Source organism: Sphingomonas sp. OK281, from assembly GCF_900115295.1.
GTDB lineage: Bacteria > Pseudomonadota > Alphaproteobacteria > Sphingomonadales > Sphingomonadaceae > Sphingomonas.
The window spans coordinates 1,071,225-1,092,114 of sequence record NZ_FOVZ01000002.1 but is presented as its reverse complement, the minus strand read 5'-3'; the positions used below and the strand labels follow the sequence as shown (position 1 = coordinate 1,092,114).

The following is a 20,890-nucleotide window of genomic DNA, read 5'->3' as shown; positions in this document are numbered from 1 at the left end:
TGAAAAACATCACACGGGACCCATCATCCGCCATTCACGGCCTAGGCGTTGGACTTGTTGATCAGAGCCAGAATATGGCGGCGGCGGCGAGGCCACAGCGGAGAATAAAGCGGTCGGGTATCAATCGTAGCGAGTGGAGACGCGGCGCCAGTTCTTCAAGTTTTCGATCACCATCTCGATACGGCGCCGGCTTCGGTAGCAGAGCTTATCGTATTTGACGGGGATGATCCGGGATCTTCGGCGCGGAATGCTGGGCGTTATGCCCTTTGCCGGAAGAGCGACCCGGTACAGTCTGCATCATCGCCGGGGTCGCCCAGCACCCACTGCGCCTTGGGTAGATCCTCAAGCAGCGTGGCAGCGCCGGCATAGTCGCTGACCTGCCCAGCGGTCATGAAGTAGCTGAGCGGTCTACCTTCTGCATCGGTGACGGTGAGCAGCCCTTCGACAAGCTCAGGAAAGCCTTGGTGTTCATACCGCCTTTGGTGCGCCCGATGAGACGCCCAAGGCCCCCTTTTTAACCCGCAGGCTCGATGCCGTGCGGTGTGCTTTCAAGTAAGTAGCGTCGATCATGATTGTCTTGGGCATGGCGCTCGCGGCGGCCAATCCCTCCATCATGCGGAGGAATACGCCCCTTTCGCCCCATCGCTTCACCGGTTGTACAGCGTCTTGTGTGGACCATACTCCCGAGGGGCATCGCACCAGCGCAGCCCGTTGCGGTTGACGCAGACGATGCAGCTTAACACCCGCCGGTCATCAACCCGTTGCTTGCCGTGGCTCTTGGGAAATTACGGCTCGAGCCGCGCCATCTACTCGTGGGTAAGCCAGTACAGGTCGCTCATACTCGGTCTCCTCACAGAGCCTGAGCCAGATCGAGCCTTTCAGACCAATCGGTCCTGACCCTAGCGAGGTGAGGCGAGCAAGCTCCTCCAGCCGCGGCCGGCGCAACGCTGCTGCTGCTGCATCCACTAATCCTCATTTGGCACAGATGTAAGGAAGCAACCCTCGCCGGCCCCGGTGCGACGTTTATAGCGATCTGCGCCGACCGGTATGGAGCGTTACATGTTGGAACCACTTGCGATCGTTGCGGCTGTAGCAGCGGGGTTGATCGGCACCCGTTCGATCCTGCAGTCTCGTGCGCGTCGACAAAGGTCGGAACGGCGCCGTCAGCGTCGTAAACGCGAAGCAGGAATCTGGTGGGCGTCGCTGTGGCTCGGACGCGTCAATCGGCAAAAGAAGCTTACGTACACAAGGGCTCAAGACGGAGACGTGACAGGTTGCGATGTTGCTTTGTTCGTTAATCGGTCATCATCGACGAAAGACGAAAGTCTGGCATGATACTACCGACTGGCGGTCGGAGTGTTCAAGCTGCGGGACGTCGATGATACGAGATCACCGCATCAACAGGTGGCGCGCGTTTCGCGACGGTGATGTTTCCCCCAAACGTAAAACCGCTCACCCGAGTGGTACGGCTCGCGGGAACCAAAAGTTCGGATTAGGGCTGTCGCAATTACGCGTTAATCCCTACCATAGCCGTGGCGATCCCAGTCGTGATAATGTTCATTTTCGAGACTTCGTGACGGGAAATTTAGTAGAACGCGAAAGCAAGGTGCGGCACGCTCCGTCAAATAGGAGATCCGAATGTTCAAGCAAATGTTTGGCCGAATGAAATGCATATTTGGTATGCACCGACGATCCCGGAGTCGTACCGTATTCCATGGGTCGGGCGGTGATACAAGTGTGTGTCGTTACTGTGGCGTACCGATGAAAAGCACGCCAAGTGGATGGATCGCGGGCATTCCCTGACGGTACTAACAGGGCAACTTGCTGATATCGAAGGCGCAGATCCGCGCGCTATCGACGCTTGCGCGCAGTGCTTTGGAATACGCCTTGGATTGCCAGATCATTTCCTCCGGGGATTTGAACGCACGATAAGCGCTGGCCTCGCGTCGGTGGCCAAGCGCGTCGACGGTGAACTTTCTCTAAACGGCCGTCACTACGTCCTGTACAAGCGCGGTTCAGGCGCCTGGGCCGGACATTGTCCCTCACGACGGCGCGAACGCTGGCGCCGCCTGCCCATCGTGCCGTTACGAGTGACCTGCTCTAGCGTTATGTGGGCCCCTCCCGATCGCATGTGCAGCGAGCAGCATAGACAACATAGGCGCCATTGAAGCTGGGGTATGACGGCTACACATTTGGCGACCGCACATGCGCCAACCGATCAGTATTAGGCTATGACGGAAGTGAAGGTAACGGCACTCCCCCATCCGATACTGCCGCCAATACCGATCTCACCGGACGGCCGCGCCGGACGCGCCGGACGCGATCACCGCACAAGACAATACCGACCGTCGGGCAATATGCACCGGGCAACGATGCGACTGTAACTCTCGCCGGCAGGTTCGCAGCGCAGCGTCGTGTGCGGCACGAGACCTTCGACGATCTGCTGGCTGCGTTTGGCCGCAGCATCGTCGCACCGGTAGTTGTTGCGCCGCGGATCCGCAGCACGACAAGGCGATACGTTTAAAGTCGGGTGCCTGGACGCCAGCGATGCGAACCCTGATGCCGTTTGAGCACCACAGCGGCCCATTACCGTCATGGACACGGTTTACTATGCAGCAGAACGGCGGCGCTGATGCGAGCGCGGGCACGATCATCGAGCGACCGCCGTATCAGCGCTTCGTCCGGCTAACGTCGGTCACGGTGTACAGACAATCGGCTAAACACTCCCCCTGTCGGTACTGCTCGGGCTGTTTTGGCGGTTTGCTCTGCAAACCAGATGCTACGATCTCGAAGGCGCCCATCTGGCCATGATCCGCCATCAGCGCGAAGCCTCTTCCCACGCGTCCTGCATCGCGCTGACAACCAGTCCGACTCGGCATCGTCCACCGCGGCGACCATGTTGCCCTCAGCCTGCATGGCGCTGAGATGATTACGCACCACTTCCGAGTCTCCGTTTCGAGGGAAGCGACGGTCGGCAAGCGCACTCACTGCGAGCTGTCCAACCAGGTCACTTCGGTCTTTTTGCGTCACAAGCCACTGGCCAAACGCTGGCTTCGGGTCGTGCCGACGCTAGGATCTCCACGACAATTGACCTGATGGGAGAATCATCACATCGTCCCCGCCGAACCGACCATAGACCCGTCGACCTTTCAAGGCTGCAGCGGTGCCACAACGCGAGCTCAAACCCGATCAACGGCTTCGCGAGCATCTCGAAGATGCGCTTGCAGAGGCTGATGGGCTTGGATGGACAGTGGTCGCGGCGCTTGTCTCCGCAGCGCTTGATGCACTTGGCTCTCCCTCCAGCACAGGGCTTAGGTAAGGATCGTCATCGATAGATCACGCGCGTCCGCGCGTCGGGAATACCGGGTCTCGCACTGTCATCTGTTCGGCCGGGTATGGCCGTCGAAGTGCGAGTACGTCATCGTAGCTGCCTGTCAACCAGCGAGTCTGATCATCAGGACGCAGGATCGTAATCATTGCTTTGGGATGTATCGGCGCCCCCACGAATTCGCGTCGCCTGTAACCATTGCGAAATAGCGCTGCTGATCAACCTGCCGTCAGCAGCCAGCGATCGCGAAGACTGGCTGGTCGGAAACCGCAAACCACATTTCTCCCTTGATCGGCTTCTTGCCGCCGTCAAGATTGGCAGGTTCAGGTGCCCATTCGCACAATTCGGCCAAAGGGATCAGGCAACGGTTAACCGGATCGCTGCCGAAAGCGGGCCATCAGATGTAGCCGCAAACTCTGTTCGTCCGCACACCATTAACATCGCTGGGATATTGGTGGGCGATGACGGGCTCGAACCGCCGACATTCTCGGTGTAAACGAGACGCTCTACCAACTGAGCTAATCGCCCCTCTCGGGAGGGCATCCAATGCCTAGGTCCGGCAAACGGTGCAAGCGAAAAGGATCGGTTCCGGGTGAGAGCAAAATGAGACCCTAGGTCTGCGGTAAGACCAGCAGGGTAGACCTCCTGGACGATCGGCCGAAGGCGCAGTAACTACTTGTTGGTCCTTGGCGCCTTCATAAAGCAAGACCGGATAACGCCTCCGCGGCCGCATGCCGACCAAGATGGCCGTAATGCCTTTCGATCATTTCCGCGCTCGTGTCGCTGATCTGTGCCACGGCAAGCAGCGGCAAGCCGCCATTCACGAGATCGGTGATCGTACTATGCCGAAGCGTGTAAGCGGTCGTTCCGGATGGCAACTTGGCAGCAAGGACCGCTTCAGCAATTGGCCTCTTCCACGATTCCTTGTCCCACGGCTCGCCGTTGGAACGCGCCAATAACGGAGCATCGGGGAGTTTTCCCTTTGCCTGCACGGCAAAAAACATGGCGGCAGCGGTTGGTATAAGGATCCGACGAGGCTTGCCACTCTTGTCCTTGCCGATGGTCAGCTCCGATGTCCGCATGTCGAAATTGCCGGCGATCAGGCTGGCTACGGCCCCCGGCCGAAGCGGCAGCAGGCAAAGCGCCCGCACGAAGGGTTCGGCCTCCGGGGCAACGTGTCTCAGGAGCGCGCGCCGCTGGTCGCGATCCAGAAAGAGCGTCCGTTGCCGGTCAGCATTTCGGATAGCCTTCAGTGCTTCTTGCCACGCAGCTTCGGTATTAGGCGTGCCGGGCGCGAGTACCTTATTTAACGCCGCGCGGAACATCGCCATGTCCCGGTTAATTGAGGAGAGCGCGCGATCTCGGGTAACCTGCGGCCCCTTTTTGCTCCGAGAGACCAACGCCGGCTTTTCTTCCAGGCGCTTGCGCCATCCGCGCAAATGATGCCGCCGAAGCCTAGCCAGTTTTATTTTAGCAACGGGATCGGAATAGATATGCCGCCTGAAGCGGCCTGCCGCGTCGGGATGCGACTCTGCATAGCGGCGACACGCTTGCTCTACCGTTTCAAGCTTTTCCTCAATATGCCCCCCCGCTTCTATCAATGCGGCGAAGGCCTCCGCCTCCCTCTTGGCGTCGGCAAACCGCTCACGGCCTGGTAGCGCGCCGAAGTCGCCGAGGGCCTTCAAGCGATAGCAGCGTTGGTCCTCATCATAAGCACGAGCGATCCAGGTCCCCGCCCCTTCTCGCGCCGCGGGTCGATAACCGAGGAAGCAGCCTGGCCGGATCCTCTGCCAGTACGGCTCGCGCTTGCTGCGAAGCGCCTCCCGCTCTTTCACTTTGCTCAAGTCCAGCGCCATGCCGGCCTCCCGCTAATTCCGTACGGAAAAAGTACGGAAAACATAGTGGGAAACTGGTGGACCATGCGGGAGTGAAAATCAATATCTTATAGTGACTTAGCAGTTTCAGGAAATCCCAAAAACACCCGTTTCTCTGCACTCCGAAGGCAGAGGCCACTGGTTCGAATCCAGTCGGGTGCACCAAGCTTTCATCTTCGCACACTGCAGATGTAGTCTGCCTCGAAGACTGGCGTGGTTGCGCGAACGACGGGTCAGCGCCTGACCGAACGCAGCATGCTGACGCTGGCGACTGGTGCAAAATACTGGCGCACTAGTGCAGATTCCAACATGAAATACCGTTCATTTTCAGTATCATGACGCTGAACAATTGGAAGGTAGTCCATGAACTCTAAGTATCTTGCGGCACTGGCCGCCACGGCCCTCGTAGCAGCCCCCGTGGCCGCTGCTCCCACCTCTGCGGCAACGACGATGTCGGTACGCGCAGGCGCACCCACGACCAGCAGCAGCGACCTCGCCGGTCGTCGCGGCGGCGGCGTCATCGTGTTCATCCTGGCGGCTGTCGCCGTCGGTCTCGGCATCTACATCGTCGCCGACAAGGACGACGACGCCGACAGCAACTAGGAGCACATCGAATTCGTCCGGTGTCGTGCCCTCGTTCCCAAGACGCACGCGATACCGACCGAATGAACGCAGCAGCGTTCCAAAGGGGGCTCCGGCTCCCTTTGTTGTGTCTGGGCCCGATGTCGTAACCGTCGCGCGTCAATTGCATGCGGTCGTACGTCGGTGACCCCAGCGCGATCCAGGCCTGTCGCGCGACGACACGGCCCGGTATGAGGGCTGCCGGTCGGGCTTTCCCTGCCGCAGTTCCGCCGGAGACCGACGATATTCAACCTCATCTTCGCGACGCCCTGCCTGATCGTGATCGCGCGCTGGCTTTCGCCGCTGTCGCTGCCGTTCTGGATCAAGGTCTGCGTCGGCCTCGCGCTGCTCGCGGCATCGCAGTTCCATTTCTGGAGTCGCCTGTCGTCGGGCTCGATATTCGCGCCTGAGTTTCCGCGCGCGGTCGTCGTCGCGTTCAACTGGGCGTTCGGCGCGATCGTGTTGCTGGCCGTCCTGCAGATACTGCTGGACGTCGGAACACTGGCGACGATGCTCGTGCGCAGGACCGCTGGCGGGGGCGTTCCCGACGGCGTCCGCTATGCGATCGGCGGCGTGGCCGCGGTGCTGGCCGCGATCGGCGTCGGCAACGCGGTGCGCGTGCCGCCGATCGAGGACGTCGCGGTCGCGATCGACGGCCTGCCGCCGCAGTTCGAGGGCTATCGAATCCTGCAATTGACCGACCTGCACATCAGCCGGTTGTTTCCCGAGCGCTGGACTCGCCAGCTGGTCGAGCGCGCCAATGCGGCGGGCGCCGACCTGATCGTCGTCACCGGCGACTTCATCGACGGCTCGGTCGCGATGCGCCGCCGCGACGTCGCACCTTTACGCGATCTGCACGCGCCCGACGGGCTCTATGCCATCCCCGGCAACCACGAATATTTCTTCGAATATCCGGCCTGGATGCGCCATCTCTCCGAGCTGGGCTTCAAGATGTTGCCGAACGCGCACGCCGTGCTGGCGCGCGGCGATGGCCGGCTGGTGCTCGCCGGTGTCACCGACCTGTCGGCACCGGGCGCGGGCCAGCCGGGACCGGACCTGACCGCCGCGCTTGCCGGCGCACCTCCCGACGTGCCGATCGTGCTGCTCGATCATCAGCCGAGGCAGGCGCGACAGGCGGCCGCGCACGGCGTCGCGCTGCAATTGTCGGGGCATACGCATGGCGGCATGATCGCCGGAATGGACCGGCTGGTCGCGCCGGCCAATGGCGGGTTCGTCTCGGGGCGCTATGCGGTCGACGGCATGACGCTGTACGTCAGCAACGGCACGGCCCTGTGGCCAGGCTTCGCGCTGCGGCTCGGCAGGCCATCAGAACTGACCCGGATCACGCTCCACGCCGCGCAGTAATTGGCCATCGCCGGGACCGACACCTGCACGTCGATCCCGGCGATCCTTCGCGGCTCAGCCCTTCAGCTTGGCCGCCGTCTCGGCGATCCGCTTGCCCTGGTAGCGCGCGCCATCGAGTTCTTCCTTGCTCGGCATCCGGCTGCCGTCGCCGTCCGAGATCGTCGTCGCGCCGTAAGGCGAGCCGCCCTTGACCACGTCGACGCCCATCTGCGCCTGGAAGCCATAGTCGAGCCCGACGATCGTCATGCCGTGATGGATCAGGTTGGTGATGATCGAGAACAACGTCGTTTCCTGGCCGCCATGCTGGCTCGCGGTCGAAGTGAACGCACCGCCGACCTTGCCGATCAGCGCGCCCGAGAACCACTGGCCGCCGGTCGTATCCCAGAACTGCGCCATCTGCGCGGGCATCCGGCCGAAGCGGGTCGGCGCACCGACGATGATCGCGTCATACTGCTCGAGCGCGGCGGGGCCCTCGATCTCGGCATGCGCGGTGTCGGTCTTGAAGTGCGCGGCCTCGATCACCGCCTGCGGGGCGGTTTCGGTGACGCGGCGGATGTCCACCTCGGCCCCACCGGCGCGCGCGCCTTCGGCCACGGCGTCCGCCATCTGCTCGATATGACCGTAGGACGAGTAATAGAGCACGAGAACCTTGGTCATGGGCATTTCCTTCTTGGCTCCCCCTCCCGCGAGCGGGAGGGGGCGTTTCTTCTAGGCTCCCCCTCCCGCTTGCGGGAGGGGGCTGGGGGGTGGGCACCCGGCTTCGGCAAGCGCGCCGGATCGAAGCGCGTATCTTCAACGATGGTCACGGCGGAGGTGAGCGCGAGCCCACCCCCTGCCCCCTCCCGCTTGCGGGAGGGGAAAGAAGCTTACTCCGAGTCCACCAGAACGATCTCGGCGTCCTCTTGAGCCGTGATCGTCACCGTCTGGCCGCCCGTCAGCGCCGCTCCGTCGCGTGCGGCAAAAACGTCGTCGCCAATCGTGATCGCTCCGGTCGCCGGCACCAGATACACGTGGCGCCCTTCGCCGACCGCATAGTCGACGCTGTCGCCAGCCTTCAGCGTCGCCGCCAGCACCCGCGCATTCGCCCGGATCGGCAGCGCATCGCCGTCACCGTCGAACCCGCTGGCCAGCGTCACGAACTGCCCAGAGCGCTCGCCTTTCGGAAACGGCTTGGCACCCCAGCTCGGCGAGCCACCTTTCCGCGAGGGCTCGATCCAGATCTGGAAGATCGTCGTCGTCTCCGGCTCGAGATTATACTCGGCATGCCGCACGCCGGTACCCGCGCTCATCACCTGGACGTCACCGGCCTCGGTACGGCCCTTGTTGCCGAGCGAATCCTCATGCGTGATCGCCCCGCTGCGGACATAGGTGATGATCTCCATGTCGCTGTGCGCATGCGGCGGGAAGCCCGAGTTCGCGGCGATCTGATCGTCGTTCCAGACGCGGATAGCGCCCCAGCCCATCCGGGCCCGATCGTAATAGTTCGCGAACGAGAAATGATGCCGCGCATTGAGCCAGCCATGATTGGCATGGCCGAGGCTCTCGAAGGGGCGGCGTTCGACTTTGGAAAGGGTCGTGGTCGTCATGATAGGTCTCCACTGGTTGACCCCAAGATAGGCGCTGCGATTACGTCGTAAATAGAAACGCTGGAAACCGATCGTTTCGGTGGGTAATGTACGCGCTCTTGCTCCCCTCCCTGAAAGGGAGGGGTTGGGGGTGGGTCGGCCGCTTGGCGAACGCGACTTTCCCTCGATAGCGACCCACCCCCAGCCCCTCCCTTCCAGGGAGGGGGGAAGATCTGGAGCCCCCCCCATGCGCCTGCCCGATCTCGAAGCCTGGGCGATCTTCGCCAGCGTCGTCGAGCACCGCTCGTTCAGCGCCGCCGCCGACGCGGTCGGGCTCAGCAAGGCGACCGTGTCGAAGGCGATCACCCGCCTCGAAGCGCATCTCGGCCAGTCGCTCTTCCACCGCACCTCGCGCCGCCTCGCACTCACCGAAGCCGGCAAGCCGCTCGCCGAGCACGCCGCGCGCATCCTCGCCGAAGCCCGCGCGGCCGAGGAATCCGCGCACGACGCCGCCAGCGCGCATACCGGCCGCGTCCGCCTCGCCGCACCGATGAGCTTCGGTGTCACCAACGTCGCACCCATTCTCGCCGAGTTCCTCGTCGCGCACCCGGGGATCGAGGTCGACTTCCACTTGTCCGACGCCCGCGTCGACATCGTCGCGGAAGGCTTCGACGTCGCGCTGCGGATCGCCGAGCTCCCCGACAGCTCGCTCCGCGCCCGCCGCCTGTGCAGCATCCAGGCGCACACCGTCGCCGCACCCAGCTACCTCGCCAAGCACGGCACCCCGACGCACCCGGCACAGCTCGGCGAGCACCAGTTGGTCGGCTATTCGAACGTCGTTGGCCCGTGGCGCTTCCATGGCCCCGGCGGCGCCGACGTCTCGGTCCGCCTGCAGGGCCAGCTCACCGCCAACAGCGGCGAGGCGATCGTCCCCGCGCTGATCGCCGGTCTCGGAATCGCGCGCCTCCCCGACTTCATCGTCGACCGGCATATCGCATCCGGCGCACTCGTCATCATCCTGGAGGACTGGGCACCCGCCAAGATCGGCCTCCATCTTCTCACCCCGCCGAGCCCCCTCCGCCCGGCCCGCGTCGAGGCGCTGATAGACTTCCTCGCCGCGCGGCTCCGCGATCCGAACGCAGGGCAAGCGTAAAGCGGCGACCTTGCGCAAAACCGGGCCGGATGCCATGTAAGAGGCTGGATAGCTGCTCGAGTTTGCAACCCAGCGCGATCCCAACGACACCCGATACCGGGATGAGGACTTTGAGCAGCGGCCGCGCTCAGTCGGTAGTTCGTGTATCGATTCCGTGATTCCCGCGTGGCTGACCCGATAATCCGGTTATGGATTCTCGTCGTCCTCGGCCTGTGTCGGGACAGCGGACCATGCCGAAACGAAAAGGCATGACCATGCGGCGTGACGCTAACGACGACGTGAACTCCCCGAACCTCCGTACCGGCGTAACGCGGCGCAACCTGCTCGGCTCGGCGATCGTCGCCGGCGGTGCGGCCGCGTTGCCGATCGCACACGCCGACGCCGCGAACACCGAGCGCACCGTCGACGTCCTGCTGATCGGCGGCGGCATCATGAGCGCGACGCTCGCCGTCCTGCTGCGCGAGCTCGAGCCGACCTGGACGATCGAGATGGTCGAACGCCTCGACAAGGTCGCCGACGAAAGCTCGAACGGCTGGAACAACGCCGGCACCGGCCACTCCGCGCTGTGCGAACTGAACTATACGCCGGTCAACAAGGCTGACGGCAAGGTCGAGATCGCCAAGGCGGTCGAGATCAACGAGCAGTTCCAGGTCACGCGCCAGTTCCTCAGCCACCAGGTCGATACCGGCATCCTCGCCAACCCGCGCTCGTTCATCAATTCGACGCCGCACATGAATTTGGTGTGGGGCGATGCCAACGTCGCCTTCCTGCAAAAGCGCCACGCCGCGCTCCAGGCGAGCCCGCTCTTCTCGGGGATGGAATTCACCACCGACCCGAAGCAGATCTCGCAGTGGGTGCCGGTGATGATGGAAGGCCGCGCGCCCGGCACGAAGCTCGCCGCGACGCGCTCGCCGCTCGGCACCGATTGCGACTGGGGCGAGGTCACGCGCCAGTACATCGCGTCGCTCGCCAAGCAGGACAATTTCACGCTGACCACGGGCCACGAGGTCCGCTCGCTCGAACGCGAGACGATCGGCGGCAAGAAGGCGCGCTGGCGCGTCACCGCGCGCGACATGAAGACCGACGAGAAACAGGTCATCAAGGCACGCTTCGTGTTCGCGGGCGCCGGCGGCGGCGCGCTGCCGATCCTGCAGAAGTCGGGCATCCCCGAGGCCGACGACTATGCCGGCTTCCCGGTCGGCGGCTCGTTCCTGGTCGCGGACAAGCCCGCAATCACGCACCGCCATCTCGCCAAGGTCTACGGCAAGGCAGCCGTCGGCTCGCCGCCGATGTCCGTGCCGCATCTCGACACGCGCTTCCTCGACGGCAAGCAGGCGCTGTTGTTCGGCCCGTTCGCGACCTTCTCGACCAAATTCCTCAAGGAAGGCTCGTATTTTGATCTTCCGGCGTCGGTCACGCTCGACAATTTCCGGCCGATGCTGGCGGTCGGCTGGGATGATTTCGACCTCGTCGAATATCTCGCGGGCCAGCTCATCATGTCGGACAGCGATCGGATGGATGCCCTGCGCGAGTATTTCCCGGGCGCGAAGGACGCCGACTGGCGCCTGTGGCAGGCGGGCCAGCGCGTCCAGATCATCAAGCGCGATCCGGACAAGGGCGGCGTGCTGCGTCTCGGCACCGAGATCGTCGCGTCGAAGGACGGCTCGATCGCCGCGCTGCTCGGCGCCTCGCCGGGTGCCTCGACCGCGCCGTCGATCATGCTCAACCTGTTGAAGAAGGTGTTCCCGAACCACCTCGCGACCGCCGGGTGGCAGGCGAAGATCCGCGAAATCGTCCCAACCTACGGCGTGATGCTCAACGAGACGCCGGACGTCCTCGCCGAACATTGGGCCTCGACCGCGGACATGCTGCAGCTCGCCATTCCCTCGCCCACAGTCGGCGTCGCAGCCGGCCCACGCCCCGCGGCCATGCGCGTAAAGCCAGACCGCAGCCCCGACCTCGCGCTGTAAGCTCGAACGACGGCTATTCTACAATCCTCCCCCGCCAGGGGGAGGTGGCTGGCACTTGCCAGACGGAGGGGGAGGCAGGCGATGACTGCCGTTGCGTGTCCTCCCCCTCCGTCACCTTCGGCGACACCTCCCCCTGGCGGGGGAGGATTGGCCCACGTTACTTCGGGAACGCACCTTAAGTCCTTGGAACGGCTGTCCTACACCGTGGCGATCTGGCACGGTCGACCGATGAGCGATCCGACCTTCCAAACCCTGCAGCGCCAAACTGACGGCGAGATGCCCGCGTTCAGCGATCGAACGCGATGTGCACAAAGTCTCCCAGCGTCTATACTTTCTATACTTCACTCTGTTTCGCCTCGTACGACGCCTCTCGCGCGGCCCGCGTCCGCATGAACCGCCTCGCCCCCGACGCGGACGATTCGCGCTTCATTCGCCGCGTCGTGCTCACGATCGTGATCGTCGCGATAGTCGCCGCGCTCTACAAAGCCGGTGACCTTCTCATCCTCGCCTTCGGATCGATGCTCGGCGCGATCGTCATCCACGCGATCGCCGATCTCTACCGCGACCATCTCCGCGTTCCACGCAAGCCGGCGCTAGGCCTCGGCATCGCCACCGTACTCGGCATCATCGCGTTCCTGGTCTGGCTGTTCGGCGTGCAGTTCCGCAGCCAGGTCAACTTGCTGATCGCCCAGACGCCGGCGTTGCTCGACCAGCTCGCCGCGTATCTCTCGCAAAGCGCGGTCGGCGCGAAACTCGTCGACGCGGTGCAGCAGGCCTATGCCGGGTCGAAGGTCGCGCAGGACGTCGGCGGACTCGTGACCGGTGCGGGCGAACTCGTGCTCAACTGCCTGTTGCTGCTGGTCGGCGCGCTGTTCTTCGCCGCGGATCCGAAAGTGTACGAACGCGGTTTCCTGTTGCTGATCCCGCGGTCGAAGCGTGCCGCGGTCGAGGACGCGCTGTTCGACGTCGGCTCGACGCTGCGGCTTTGGTTGGGCTCGTCATTGATCCTGATGACGACGATGGGCATTCTGGTCGGGATCGGGTTGTGGCTATCGGGCGTCCCCAGCGCCGCCGCGCTCGGGCTACTCGCCGGGTTATCGGAATTCATTCCGTATATCGGGCCGACCGCGGCAATGATCCCCGCGCTCGGGCTCGCCGCGACGAAGGGGACGTCCTCGATCGTCGGCACGCTCGTCACCTACGCGGTCGTGCGGCTCGTCCAGACCAATTTCATCACGCCCTACGTGCAGAACCGCGTGATCTCGATCCCGCCCGCGATCACTGTCTTTGCGATCATAGGGATCGGCACGATCTTCGGCCTGTTCGGACTGTTCTTTTCGGCCGCACTGCTGGTGGTCATCTTCACACTCGTCCGCAGCCTGTATCTGCGGGAGGTTCTGGGCGAGGATATTCCCAAGACGTTGCATCGAACGCTGCTCGGGCCCGACCTGACACTGCCGTCGTCCGATAACAAGTTGTAAGGAAATCAGGGTCTCAGCGTGCCCGGCAACGGTCCCGGCCATGAAGCTTAGTCCGAAATTAACCTTTTGCCTTCAGATGTTGTGTGGTTAATGAATCGAAGTCGAGCTGCTGGCATGGGGTGTCGGGCGGTCTCGCGAACAGGGGACGACGCATGCGAGTGCTGCTGATCGAGGACGAGCCGACGACGGCCAAGGCTATCGAGCTGATGCTGACGACCGAAGGGTTCAACGTCTACATCACCGATCTCGGGGAGGAAGGCCTCGATCTGGGCAAGCTGTATGATTACGACATCATCCTGCTCGACCTCAACCTGCCCGACATGCACGGCTACGACGTGCTCAAGCGCCTGCGGGTCGCCCGCGTGTCGACGCCGGTGCTGATCCTGTCGGGCGTCAATGAGATGGATTCGAAGGTCCGCAGCTTCGGCTTCGGTGCCGACGACTACGTCACCAAGCCGTTCCACCGCGAGGAACTGGTCGCGCGCATCCACGCCGTCGTCCGCCGCTCCAAGGGTCACAGCCAGTCGGTCATCCGCACCGGCAAGCTCGCTGTGAACCTCGACGCGAAGACGGTCGAAGTCGATGGCAGCCGCGTCCACCTGACGGGCAAGGAATATGCGATGCTGGAGCTTCTGTCGCTCCGCAAGGGCACCACCCTGACCAAGGAAATGTTCCTCAACCACCTGTATGGCGGGATGGACGAGCCCGAGTTGAAGATTATCGACGTGTTCATCTGCAAGCTCCGCAAGAAGCTCAGCCTGGCGTGCGATGGCGAGAATTACATCGAGACCGTCTGGGGTCGCGGCTATGTGCTGCGCGAACCCGACGAAGCGCTCGAAGCCCAGGTCGCGTAACTCCCCAGTATTTCGGGAGCGCTCAAGGCCGCGGTACCGGGGGGTGCCGCGGCCTTTTTCCGTCGCTGCGGTGGCTGTTGTCGATCGTAACCTATTTCTTGCGCCGAAGTCGGCGGAACAGGCCGCGCTTGCTCAGCGACTCGAACATTTCCTCGGGACCTTCGGGATCGAGCACTTCATTGTCCGCCAGCCATTCCTCGACCGATGTCAGGTCCGGCACTTCATAGGGCTGCACCGTCTTGCCCTCGCCGCGCAGCCGCTCGATCGTCTCGATCAGCGACCCCGTCTCGGCGATCAGATCGCTCACCACCCGCACCTCGACCCCCAGATGCTCCGCGATCAGCCCGTCGCGAATGGCCGCGATGCCCTTCGACGTCGCATCGTCGCTCGCACGGATCGCGAGATCGCACTCGGTATCGAGCCGCAACGATCGATTGTTCATATTGGACGAGCCGAGCCGGAACACGTCCTCGTCGGCGATCAGGATCTTGGCGTGGCAATAGATCGCCTCGCCGCCCTTAGTGAACGGATGATACATCCGCAACCGCTGACGCTTGTCACGCCGGTGCAGCGCCTCCATCAGCCGTGCACGCGCGGTGTCCATCGCGATGGGCTCCAGCCACCCCTGCGCTTTGGTCGGGTTGATGATGACGATCTCGGGGCCGTCCGCTTCATCGAGACGCTTCGCAACGGCCTCGGCGATCTTGCGCGAGGCGAAATACTGGCTCTCGATGTAGAGGTGCTTCTTGGCGCGCGCGATCTGGCCGAGGAACAGCGCCTCGCTTTCGTACACCGGTTCCTGATCGGACATCTCCGGCTCGCTGCGCGCGATCGCGACGTCGACGTCCCTGAAATCGACTTCGAGCCCCTCCGGCCAGAATTTACCGCCGGGTTCGCCCGCCGGCATGTTCATCCCACCGGCCAAGTGCCAACGCCTACGAAACAACTCGCCTAGCGCGTGCGCGACCGGCCCCTGCACAGCGCTGATCGCGTCGTGCCATGGCTTGTACGGCTTGCCCGACGGCTGGATACGGTGCGGATCGCTATCCGCGTGATCGCGCGTGTCCCAGCGGTCGCCGGTCATGTCGATACCGCCGCAGAACGCCAGCGCGTCGTCGATGATGACGATCTTTTGGTGATGCGACGCCGCCGTCGGATGATGCCCGTCGAGCTTGGTATGGATGCGCTTGTGCTTCATCCATTTCATCATCGTCAAGATCGTCGAGCCACGGAACAGCGACTTGATTGCGCCGGTATCCCAGCGCAGCACAAAAATTTCCAGACCCGGTTCGCGCTCGACCAACCACAGCATGAATTCGCCCAACGTCTTTGGCTCGCCGGGCCGGTCGATGCCGGGTTCGAGCTGGATGCGGGCGTCGAAATCCCACCCGATCAGAAGAATACGGCGCTTGGCGCCCATCATGGCGATGCGGGCGGTACGGAAATACTTCTCCGCATCAACGATCACCGCCATCTGTTCGGCGCGTTCGACCCGCCAGCATTCCGTCCCGACCTGCATTCGCGTCCCTTCGTATGCCTGTCGGCAGTACCCATAGCCGCGCGATTGGTTGCGGATGCACCCTGTATCGCCGCCCCCCGCACGCCTATCTAACGCGCTGATGCTTCCTCCTACCCAGCCCCCCGCCCAGCGCAAGGTGATCCATGTCGACATGGACGCCTTCTACGCATCGGTAGAGCAGCGCGACGACCCTTCGCTCAGGGGCAGGCCGGTGGCGGTCGGCGGATCCCGCGCGCGCGGCGTGGTGGCGGCGGCCAGCTACGAGGCGCGCGCGTTCGGGGTACGCAGCGCAATGCCGTCGGTCACCGCGATCCGGCGTTGCCCCGACCTGGTGTTCGTGCCGCCACGGTTCGACGTGTACCGTGAAGTGTCCGACCGGATCCGCGTGATCTTCGCCGACTATACTGACCTGATCGAGCCACTGTCGCTCGACGAGGCGTATCTCGACGTTACCGAGGACATTCGCGGACTGGGCACCGCGGCAGCGATCGCCGAGGAAATCCGCGCGCGGATCAAGGCGGATACCGGCCTCACCGCGTCCGCCGGGGTCAGCTACAACAAGTTCATCGCCAAGCTCGCCTCCGACCAGAACAAGCCCAACGGGATCTGCATCATCACCCCCAAACGCGGGGCGGCGTTCGTACAGTCGCTCCCGGTCAAGCGGTTCCACGGTGTCGGGCCGGTGACTGCGCAGAAGATGGAACGGCTCGGCATTCTCACCGGCGCCGACCTGTTCGGCCAGAGCCTCGCGTTCCTCCAAGCGCATTTCGGCAGCTATGCGGAGTATCTGTACCGGGCCGCACGCGGCATCGACGACCGCCCGGTACGGGTCAATCGCGCCGCCAAGTCGGTTGGCGCGGAGCGAACGTTCGAGACCAATCTCAGCACCGCAGAAGACCTGCGCGCAGCGCTGCACCGCGTCGCGGATGCCGCATGGGTGCGAATCGAACGGCACGGCACCCGCGGCCGCACGGTTACGCTGAAACTCCGCCACGCCGATTTCCGCACGATCACGCGCGCCCGTTCGTCGCAGGTTGCGGTGACTGACAAGGCGGCGTTTCTCACGGCGGGACTGGAACTGTTGATGGCGCAACTGCCCGTGCCCGACGGCGTGCGCTTGCTTGGTCTGACGCTGTCGGGGATCATGGGCGACGAGGAGGAGGCTCAGCCCAGCCTGTTGTGACCTGTCCCGAGCGGCCAAGTGCTATGACGCTTGGGACACTATGGGGTCACCCGTATCCAGGGTCAGGATCGCGACCGCGCCACGTCCCGGCCCGTCACTTTCGAGCCGCAGCGCGCCCTTCATCGCGACCATCGAATTAGCGCACCAGTGCAGCCCCAGCCCGCCCGACTTGTGTGCGCGCGTCGAAAATCCGCGCTGGAACAGCATCGCGGCAGCCTTGGGAGAGAAGCCTTCGCCATCGTCGCGGATCTGGATCGTAACGCGGCCATCGGCCTGCGTAATCAGAGTCGCGATCGAACCGCTGCCGGTGCCGCGGGCAGCGATCGACTCCGTCGCATTGCCAAACAGATTGCCGATCACCTGGCTCAGTATGACGCGGTTCGCACGCACCAGATTGGGGCCGGCCGGGAAACTGAACGCGATCGATGCGCCCTCCGCATACCGCATGATCGTCGCGTTCCGGGCGATAATCTCGGAGATGTCGCATATCGTCAGCGCCGGTCGCTCGTACGCCGCCCTTTGCTGCTGGCCGATGATCTCCAAAACGTCCGCCATCGCCTCGCGACCGACCAAAAACTCGCGACGGATCGCATCCCGGCTGATCGCCTCGGTATCAAACGCAGCGGTGACGAACGCGGCAAGCTTTCGACGGCGCGCATCGGGCACGTCATGCTGGGCGAGTTCGGCGATCGCGCGATCGATCGTCGCACGGTCGACCGGCGGTACATGGGCGATCCCCTGACTGAGGATCGTGCTGATCGGGTTCAACGCGTTACGCACGTTATGCATGACAGCGACTGCGCTCTCGCTGCGCCCCAGGTCGAACGACTGGAGTTCGATCTGTTCACGCAAATCCTTGAGTTGCCGAAGCATCGCGTTGAAGTTGCGACCGAGCGAGCCGACCTCGTCGCGGCGGCCATCCTCCTCGAGCATCGCAAGCGATCCCGACATGCGGATGCGTTGCATGTGGCTCTCGACCCGGCGCAGCGGGCGCAGCACCAGCCGTGCGATCATCCGCCGTAAGACGATCAGCACCAAGAGCAACAGCAACGTCGAGCCGATCACAGCGAGCAACAGCATGCGGCGACCAAGCAGCGAGACGTCGCGCGGCACGCTAAACCGGGTACTGGCGACAACCAGCCCATCCGCGCCCGTTATCGGAACGCTGATCGTCAGTGTGGACGAACTCGGCGTCGCCACGGTGGCCTTGCCGCCCGCGACAATATCGACATGCGCTTTCACCCCGGCCAGCGCCGATATTCGCGCCGCCGTCAGCATGCGCGCCATCAGGACATAGCCGCGTGCGTTGCCGCTGCCATCGGACCGACGGACTTGGGCGACGCCGATTGCCGCGACGCCGTCACCGAGGCGCGCGTAGAAGTGCCCGGAACTACGCCCAGCCAGCACCCGAGCGATGTTCGTGCGGGAGATCGTCAGCGTCATCTGCTTGCGCATATCGGCCCGTTCCGCACCGCTAACCGGATCACGCCAGCGAGCAGCGACGAGTTTTCCATCGGGCTCGACATAGGCGACCCCGTCGACACCGATGTTGCGCAAAGCAGGCAACGAAAAGCTCGCGCGTTCGAACCCCGTGTCGGGATGCGCCATGTATCCATAGCTGTCGTTCCAGTCGCCGTAGTCGCGGACGGCGTGTTCGACCTTGCCGGCATAGTCGGACAGCGCGGCACGCATCCGCTCGACATGCGCGGCGATGGCTTTGTCCTCGAGCTTGGTGAAGCTGGGCGTTATAACGATTGCGAGCAGCAGCGTGATCGCGATCGCACCGAGCAGGCCGACCGCTGTCATGATGAGCACCAATTTTACGCCGAGCGACGACGGGGTCCGCATTCGCCCGAACTGCCGTCCAAGCTGAGGCGGAACGCGGCCCATGGCGGTCGTGGGCATCAGCGGCGCAGTTCCAGACCGCGGCCGACGCGTTGCCCCACGTTCGGGCCATCGGTCGACACGTCGTCCCGTCCCACGAGATCGCGGCTCCGTGCAATCGCTCTCGCGGCTTTGGCATCGACCGGTCGCGAGAAGAAATATCCCTGCATATGGCTTGCACCGGCGAGGCGGAGCGCCTGGACCTGCGCCTCGGTCTCGACCCCTTCTGCGATTACCCCGAGACCGAGAGCGCGGCCTAGATGGATGATCGAGTGAACGATAGCCGCACTTTCACGCTCGCGCGCCATGCCGTCGATGAACGACTTGTCGATCTTGAGGCAATCGAGCGCGAACTTGCGGATGTTGTAGAGGCTCGAATAGCCCGTACCGAAATCGTCGAGCGCGATCCGGAAGCCCATCTGGCGCAACTTGTAGAGCGTTTCCGCCGCACGTTCGGCATCGTCGAAGATCGCGGTCTCGGTGATCTCGATCTGGAGTCGCGTGGGCTCGACGCCGGCGCGCTGTACACTCTCCATGATATGACCGACGAAGTTGTGGCGGCGGAACTGGCGGGGGGAGAAATTAACGGAAACATATTGTCCCGGCCATTGCTTGAGGACGGCGAGCGCTTCGCCGAGCACCCAGTCGCCGAGTTCGTGGATCAGGTTCGATTCCTCGGCGATCGGCACGAAGGTCGCCGGGCTCATCGCGCCGTATTGCGTGGTGTTCCAGCGCACCAGCGCCTCGAACCCGACGACCTCGATCGCATCGCGCGACACGATCGGCTGGTAGACCAGGCTCAGTTCCCCGTTCGCGATCGCCCGGCCGAGCCCCCCCTCGACCCGGCGCCGGAAACGAATGCCCTCGTCCATGCTCTCGTCGAACAGCCGGACGATGCCGCGGCCGCCACGCTTCGCATCGTTGAGCGCGAGATCGGAGCGCCGCATCACGTCGATTGGATCGCTGCCCTGCCCGCCTTCCGTCACCACCAGCCCTGCGGATGCACCGCCCTGGACCGAATTGCCGAACACCTGGAGGCTGACCGAGCACGCCGCGATAATGCGGTCGCAGGCCATCACCGCGGCATCCTCGCCGGACGTATCGAACAGGATGCCGAACTCGTCACCACCAAGCCGGGCGACCATCGCATCCGCGGGCGTCGACCGGTTGAGGATCGCGCAGATCTCACGGATCAGCGCATCGCCGGCAAGATGGCCGAGCGTGTCGTTCACCAGCTTGAACCGATCGAGATCGATCATGACCGTCGCAAACAACCCGGCATCGCGGGTCCGCTCCGCCAGCGCGCGGAGGAAAGCCAGCCGGTTGGGGGCGTCGGTCAGCGAATCATGCGTTGCCAGATGTAGCGCGCGGCTCTCGTTCGCCGCGAGTTCCGCGCCCTGTTCCTCGAGCAACGCGACTTTTGCGGCGAGGAGATCGCGCGTCGTGGCCAGTTCGCGGTCGACCTCCCAGCGCTTGCCGAGCGCGGTCGCGGTCTGGAGAACCTCGGCGACCTCGAACGGCTTGGCGATATAGAAGATCTTGTCGGCCGGGCCTGCGACCCTGTTGATCTCGGCGGGCGAGAATTCCGAATAGCCCGTCACGATGACGAAATTGATCTCGGGATCGATCGCGCGAATGCGCCTGGCGGTCTCGCGGCCATCGATCCCCGGCGGCATTCGTACGTCGATGAAGGCCACTGCGAAGGGGGCGCCCTCGGCAAGCGCCGTCTCGACCGTGGCAACCGCGTCGAGCCCCTGATCGCAGTGGGTCAAGGCGAAATCCGGATAGCCCTCGTCCGCCGCGGGGCTCCCCGAGGCGTTCAACGCGACGTCCCTTGAGGCGTCCCCCGATTCTTGCAGCGTGGCGTCTGGCGCGGCATCCGGCGCGGCGCGCCCGACATCGCCGAACAATTCGTCCGCCATCGCCTCGAGGCCGTCGCCACGCTGCGTATGCCGTCCGGCAAAGCTGCGCCGGTAGCTGTCGTGCATTGCAGGCTCGTCGTCCACGATCAGAATGCGCATCAAACACCGCTCCTCGAAGGGGCACAATCTTCGCCGTCCGACGATCGCGTACCTTGCCCCCCGCTCTATACC

The 20,890-nt window shown here is 63.8% G+C and carries 13 protein-coding genes, 1 tRNA gene and 1 pseudogene; 7 read left to right on the top strand and 8 right to left on the bottom strand.

Annotated elements, in window-relative coordinates; genetic code table 11:
• Positions 1-61: 61 nt before the first annotated feature.
• The 3 genes and pseudogenes from BM244_RS11125 to BM244_RS11105 form a co-directional block, all read right to left on the bottom strand.
• Positions 62-806, bottom strand: a pseudogene (locus BM244_RS11125) (IS5 family transposase).
• A gap of 2,974 nt (positions 807-3,780) precedes the next feature.
• Positions 3,781-3,856, bottom strand: a tRNA-Val gene (locus BM244_RS11110).
• 167 nt (positions 3,857-4,023) lie between these two features.
• Entirely contained in the window at positions 4,024-5,184 is a 1,161-nt protein-coding gene (locus tag BM244_RS11105) for a tyrosine-type recombinase/integrase (protein WP_093398911.1), read from the bottom strand.
• Between the two features lie 381 nt (positions 5,185-5,565).
• Here BM244_RS11105 and BM244_RS11100 point away from each other — a divergent pair, with 381 nt between their 5' ends.
• Positions 5,566-5,805 (top strand): hypothetical protein, encoded by a 240-nt coding sequence (locus tag BM244_RS11100; RefSeq protein ID WP_093398910.1) that lies wholly within the window; start codon positions 5,566-5,568, stop codon positions 5,803-5,805.
• A gap of 297 nt (positions 5,806-6,102) precedes the next feature.
• Positions 6,103-7,188 (top strand): metallophosphoesterase, encoded by a 1,086-nt coding sequence (locus BM244_RS11095; RefSeq protein WP_254784380.1) that lies wholly within the window; start codon positions 6,103-6,105, stop codon positions 7,186-7,188.
• Between the two features lie 54 nt (positions 7,189-7,242).
• Here BM244_RS11095 and wrbA read toward each other — a convergent pair whose 3' ends face one another.
• Both wrbA and BM244_RS11085 read right to left on the bottom strand, forming a co-directional pair.
• A complete protein-coding gene (gene wrbA / locus BM244_RS11090; RefSeq protein ID WP_093398908.1) occupies positions 7,243-7,845 on the bottom strand; it encodes an NAD(P)H:quinone oxidoreductase in 603 nt (200 codons plus the stop codon).
• Between the two features lie 209 nt (positions 7,846-8,054).
• Positions 8,055-8,774, bottom strand: coding sequence for a pirin family protein (locus tag BM244_RS11085; RefSeq protein WP_093398907.1), 720 nt, complete (start codon positions 8,772-8,774; stop codon positions 8,055-8,057).
• Between the two features lie 226 nt (positions 8,775-9,000).
• Between BM244_RS11085 and BM244_RS11080 the strand changes: the two genes are divergently transcribed.
• The 4 genes from BM244_RS11080 to ctrA all read left to right on the top strand — a co-directional run bounded on the left by BM244_RS11080 (position 9,001) and on the right by ctrA (position 14,211).
• A complete protein-coding gene (locus BM244_RS11080) occupies positions 9,001-9,906 on the top strand; it encodes a LysR family transcriptional regulator (protein ID WP_093398906.1) in 906 nt (301 codons plus the stop codon).
• A gap of 248 nt (positions 9,907-10,154) precedes the next feature.
• Entirely contained in the window at positions 10,155-11,876 is a 1,722-nt protein-coding gene (gene mqo / locus BM244_RS11075) for a malate dehydrogenase (quinone) (protein ID WP_254784379.1), read from the top strand.
• Positions 11,877-12,265: 389 nt separating this feature from the next.
• Positions 12,266-13,357 carry an AI-2E family transporter gene (locus tag BM244_RS11070; RefSeq protein WP_093398905.1) on the top strand — a complete coding sequence of 364 codons (1,092 nt, stop codon included), beginning with the start codon at positions 12,266-12,268 and terminating at the stop codon, positions 13,355-13,357.
• A gap of 152 nt (positions 13,358-13,509) precedes the next feature.
• Positions 13,510-14,211, top strand: a complete 702-nt coding sequence (gene ctrA / locus BM244_RS11065) for a response regulator transcription factor CtrA (protein WP_093398904.1) — start codon at positions 13,510-13,512, stop codon at positions 14,209-14,211.
• A gap of 91 nt (positions 14,212-14,302) precedes the next feature.
• On the opposite strand, the gene BM244_RS11060 is transcribed toward ctrA, so the two are convergent.
• On the bottom strand, positions 14,303-15,730 hold the full coding sequence (locus tag BM244_RS11060; protein ID WP_093398903.1) for a phospholipase D-like domain-containing protein: 1,428 nt from the start codon (positions 15,728-15,730) through the stop codon (positions 14,303-14,305).
• A 100-nt stretch (positions 15,731-15,830) separates the two neighbouring features.
• Here BM244_RS11060 and dinB point away from each other — a divergent pair, with 100 nt between their 5' ends.
• Positions 15,831-16,913: a DNA polymerase IV gene (gene dinB / locus BM244_RS11055; protein ID WP_093398902.1), complete on the top strand. Its 1,083-nt coding sequence runs from the start codon at positions 15,831-15,833 to the stop codon at positions 16,911-16,913.
• Between the two features lie 21 nt (positions 16,914-16,934).
• On the opposite strand, the gene BM244_RS11050 is transcribed toward dinB, so the two are convergent.
• Both BM244_RS11050 and BM244_RS11045 read right to left on the bottom strand, forming a co-directional pair.
• On the bottom strand, positions 16,935-18,818 hold the full coding sequence (locus BM244_RS11050; RefSeq protein ID WP_254784378.1) for a sensor histidine kinase: 1,884 nt from the start codon (positions 18,816-18,818) through the stop codon (positions 16,935-16,937).
• Positions 18,818-20,818, bottom strand: a complete 2,001-nt coding sequence (locus BM244_RS11045) for a putative bifunctional diguanylate cyclase/phosphodiesterase (protein WP_093398900.1) — start codon at positions 20,816-20,818, stop codon at positions 18,818-18,820. The genes BM244_RS11050 and BM244_RS11045 overlap by 1 nt, the downstream gene beginning before the upstream one ends.
• Positions 20,819-20,890: the final 72 nt, after the last annotated feature.

Bases quoted from the DNA above. Each gene is read 5' to 3' on its own strand.
- mqo (WP_254784379.1), top strand. From the start codon at position 10,155: ATGACCATGCGGCGTGACGCTAACGACGACGTGAACTCCCCGAACCTC.
- ctrA (WP_093398904.1), top strand. From the start codon at position 13,510: ATGCGAGTGCTGCTGATCGAGGACGAGCCGACGACGGCCAAGGCTATC.
- BM244_RS11100 (WP_093398910.1), top strand. From the start codon at position 5,566: ATGAACTCTAAGTATCTTGCGGCACTGGCCGCCACGGCCCTCGTAGCA.
- BM244_RS11080 (WP_093398906.1), top strand. From the start codon at position 9,001: ATGCGCCTGCCCGATCTCGAAGCCTGGGCGATCTTCGCCAGCGTCGTC.
- BM244_RS11070 (WP_093398905.1), top strand. From the start codon at position 12,266: ATGAACCGCCTCGCCCCCGACGCGGACGATTCGCGCTTCATTCGCCGC.
- wrbA (WP_093398908.1), bottom strand. From the start codon at position 7,845: ATGACCAAGGTTCTCGTGCTCTATTACTCGTCCTACGGTCATATCGAG.
- dinB (WP_093398902.1), top strand. From the start codon at position 15,831: ATGCTTCCTCCTACCCAGCCCCCCGCCCAGCGCAAGGTGATCCATGTC.
- BM244_RS11085 (WP_093398907.1), bottom strand. From the start codon at position 8,774: ATGACGACCACGACCCTTTCCAAAGTCGAACGCCGCCCCTTCGAGAGC.
- BM244_RS11045 (WP_093398900.1), bottom strand. From the start codon at position 20,818: ATGCGCATTCTGATCGTGGACGACGAGCCTGCAATGCACGACAGCTAC.
- BM244_RS11050 (WP_254784378.1), bottom strand. From the start codon at position 18,818: ATGCCCACGACCGCCATGGGCCGCGTTCCGCCTCAGCTTGGACGGCAG.
- BM244_RS11105 (WP_093398911.1), bottom strand. From the start codon at position 5,184: ATGGCGCTGGACTTGAGCAAAGTGAAAGAGCGGGAGGCGCTTCGCAGC.
- BM244_RS11060 (WP_093398903.1), bottom strand. From the start codon at position 15,730: ATGCAGGTCGGGACGGAATGCTGGCGGGTCGAACGCGCCGAACAGATG.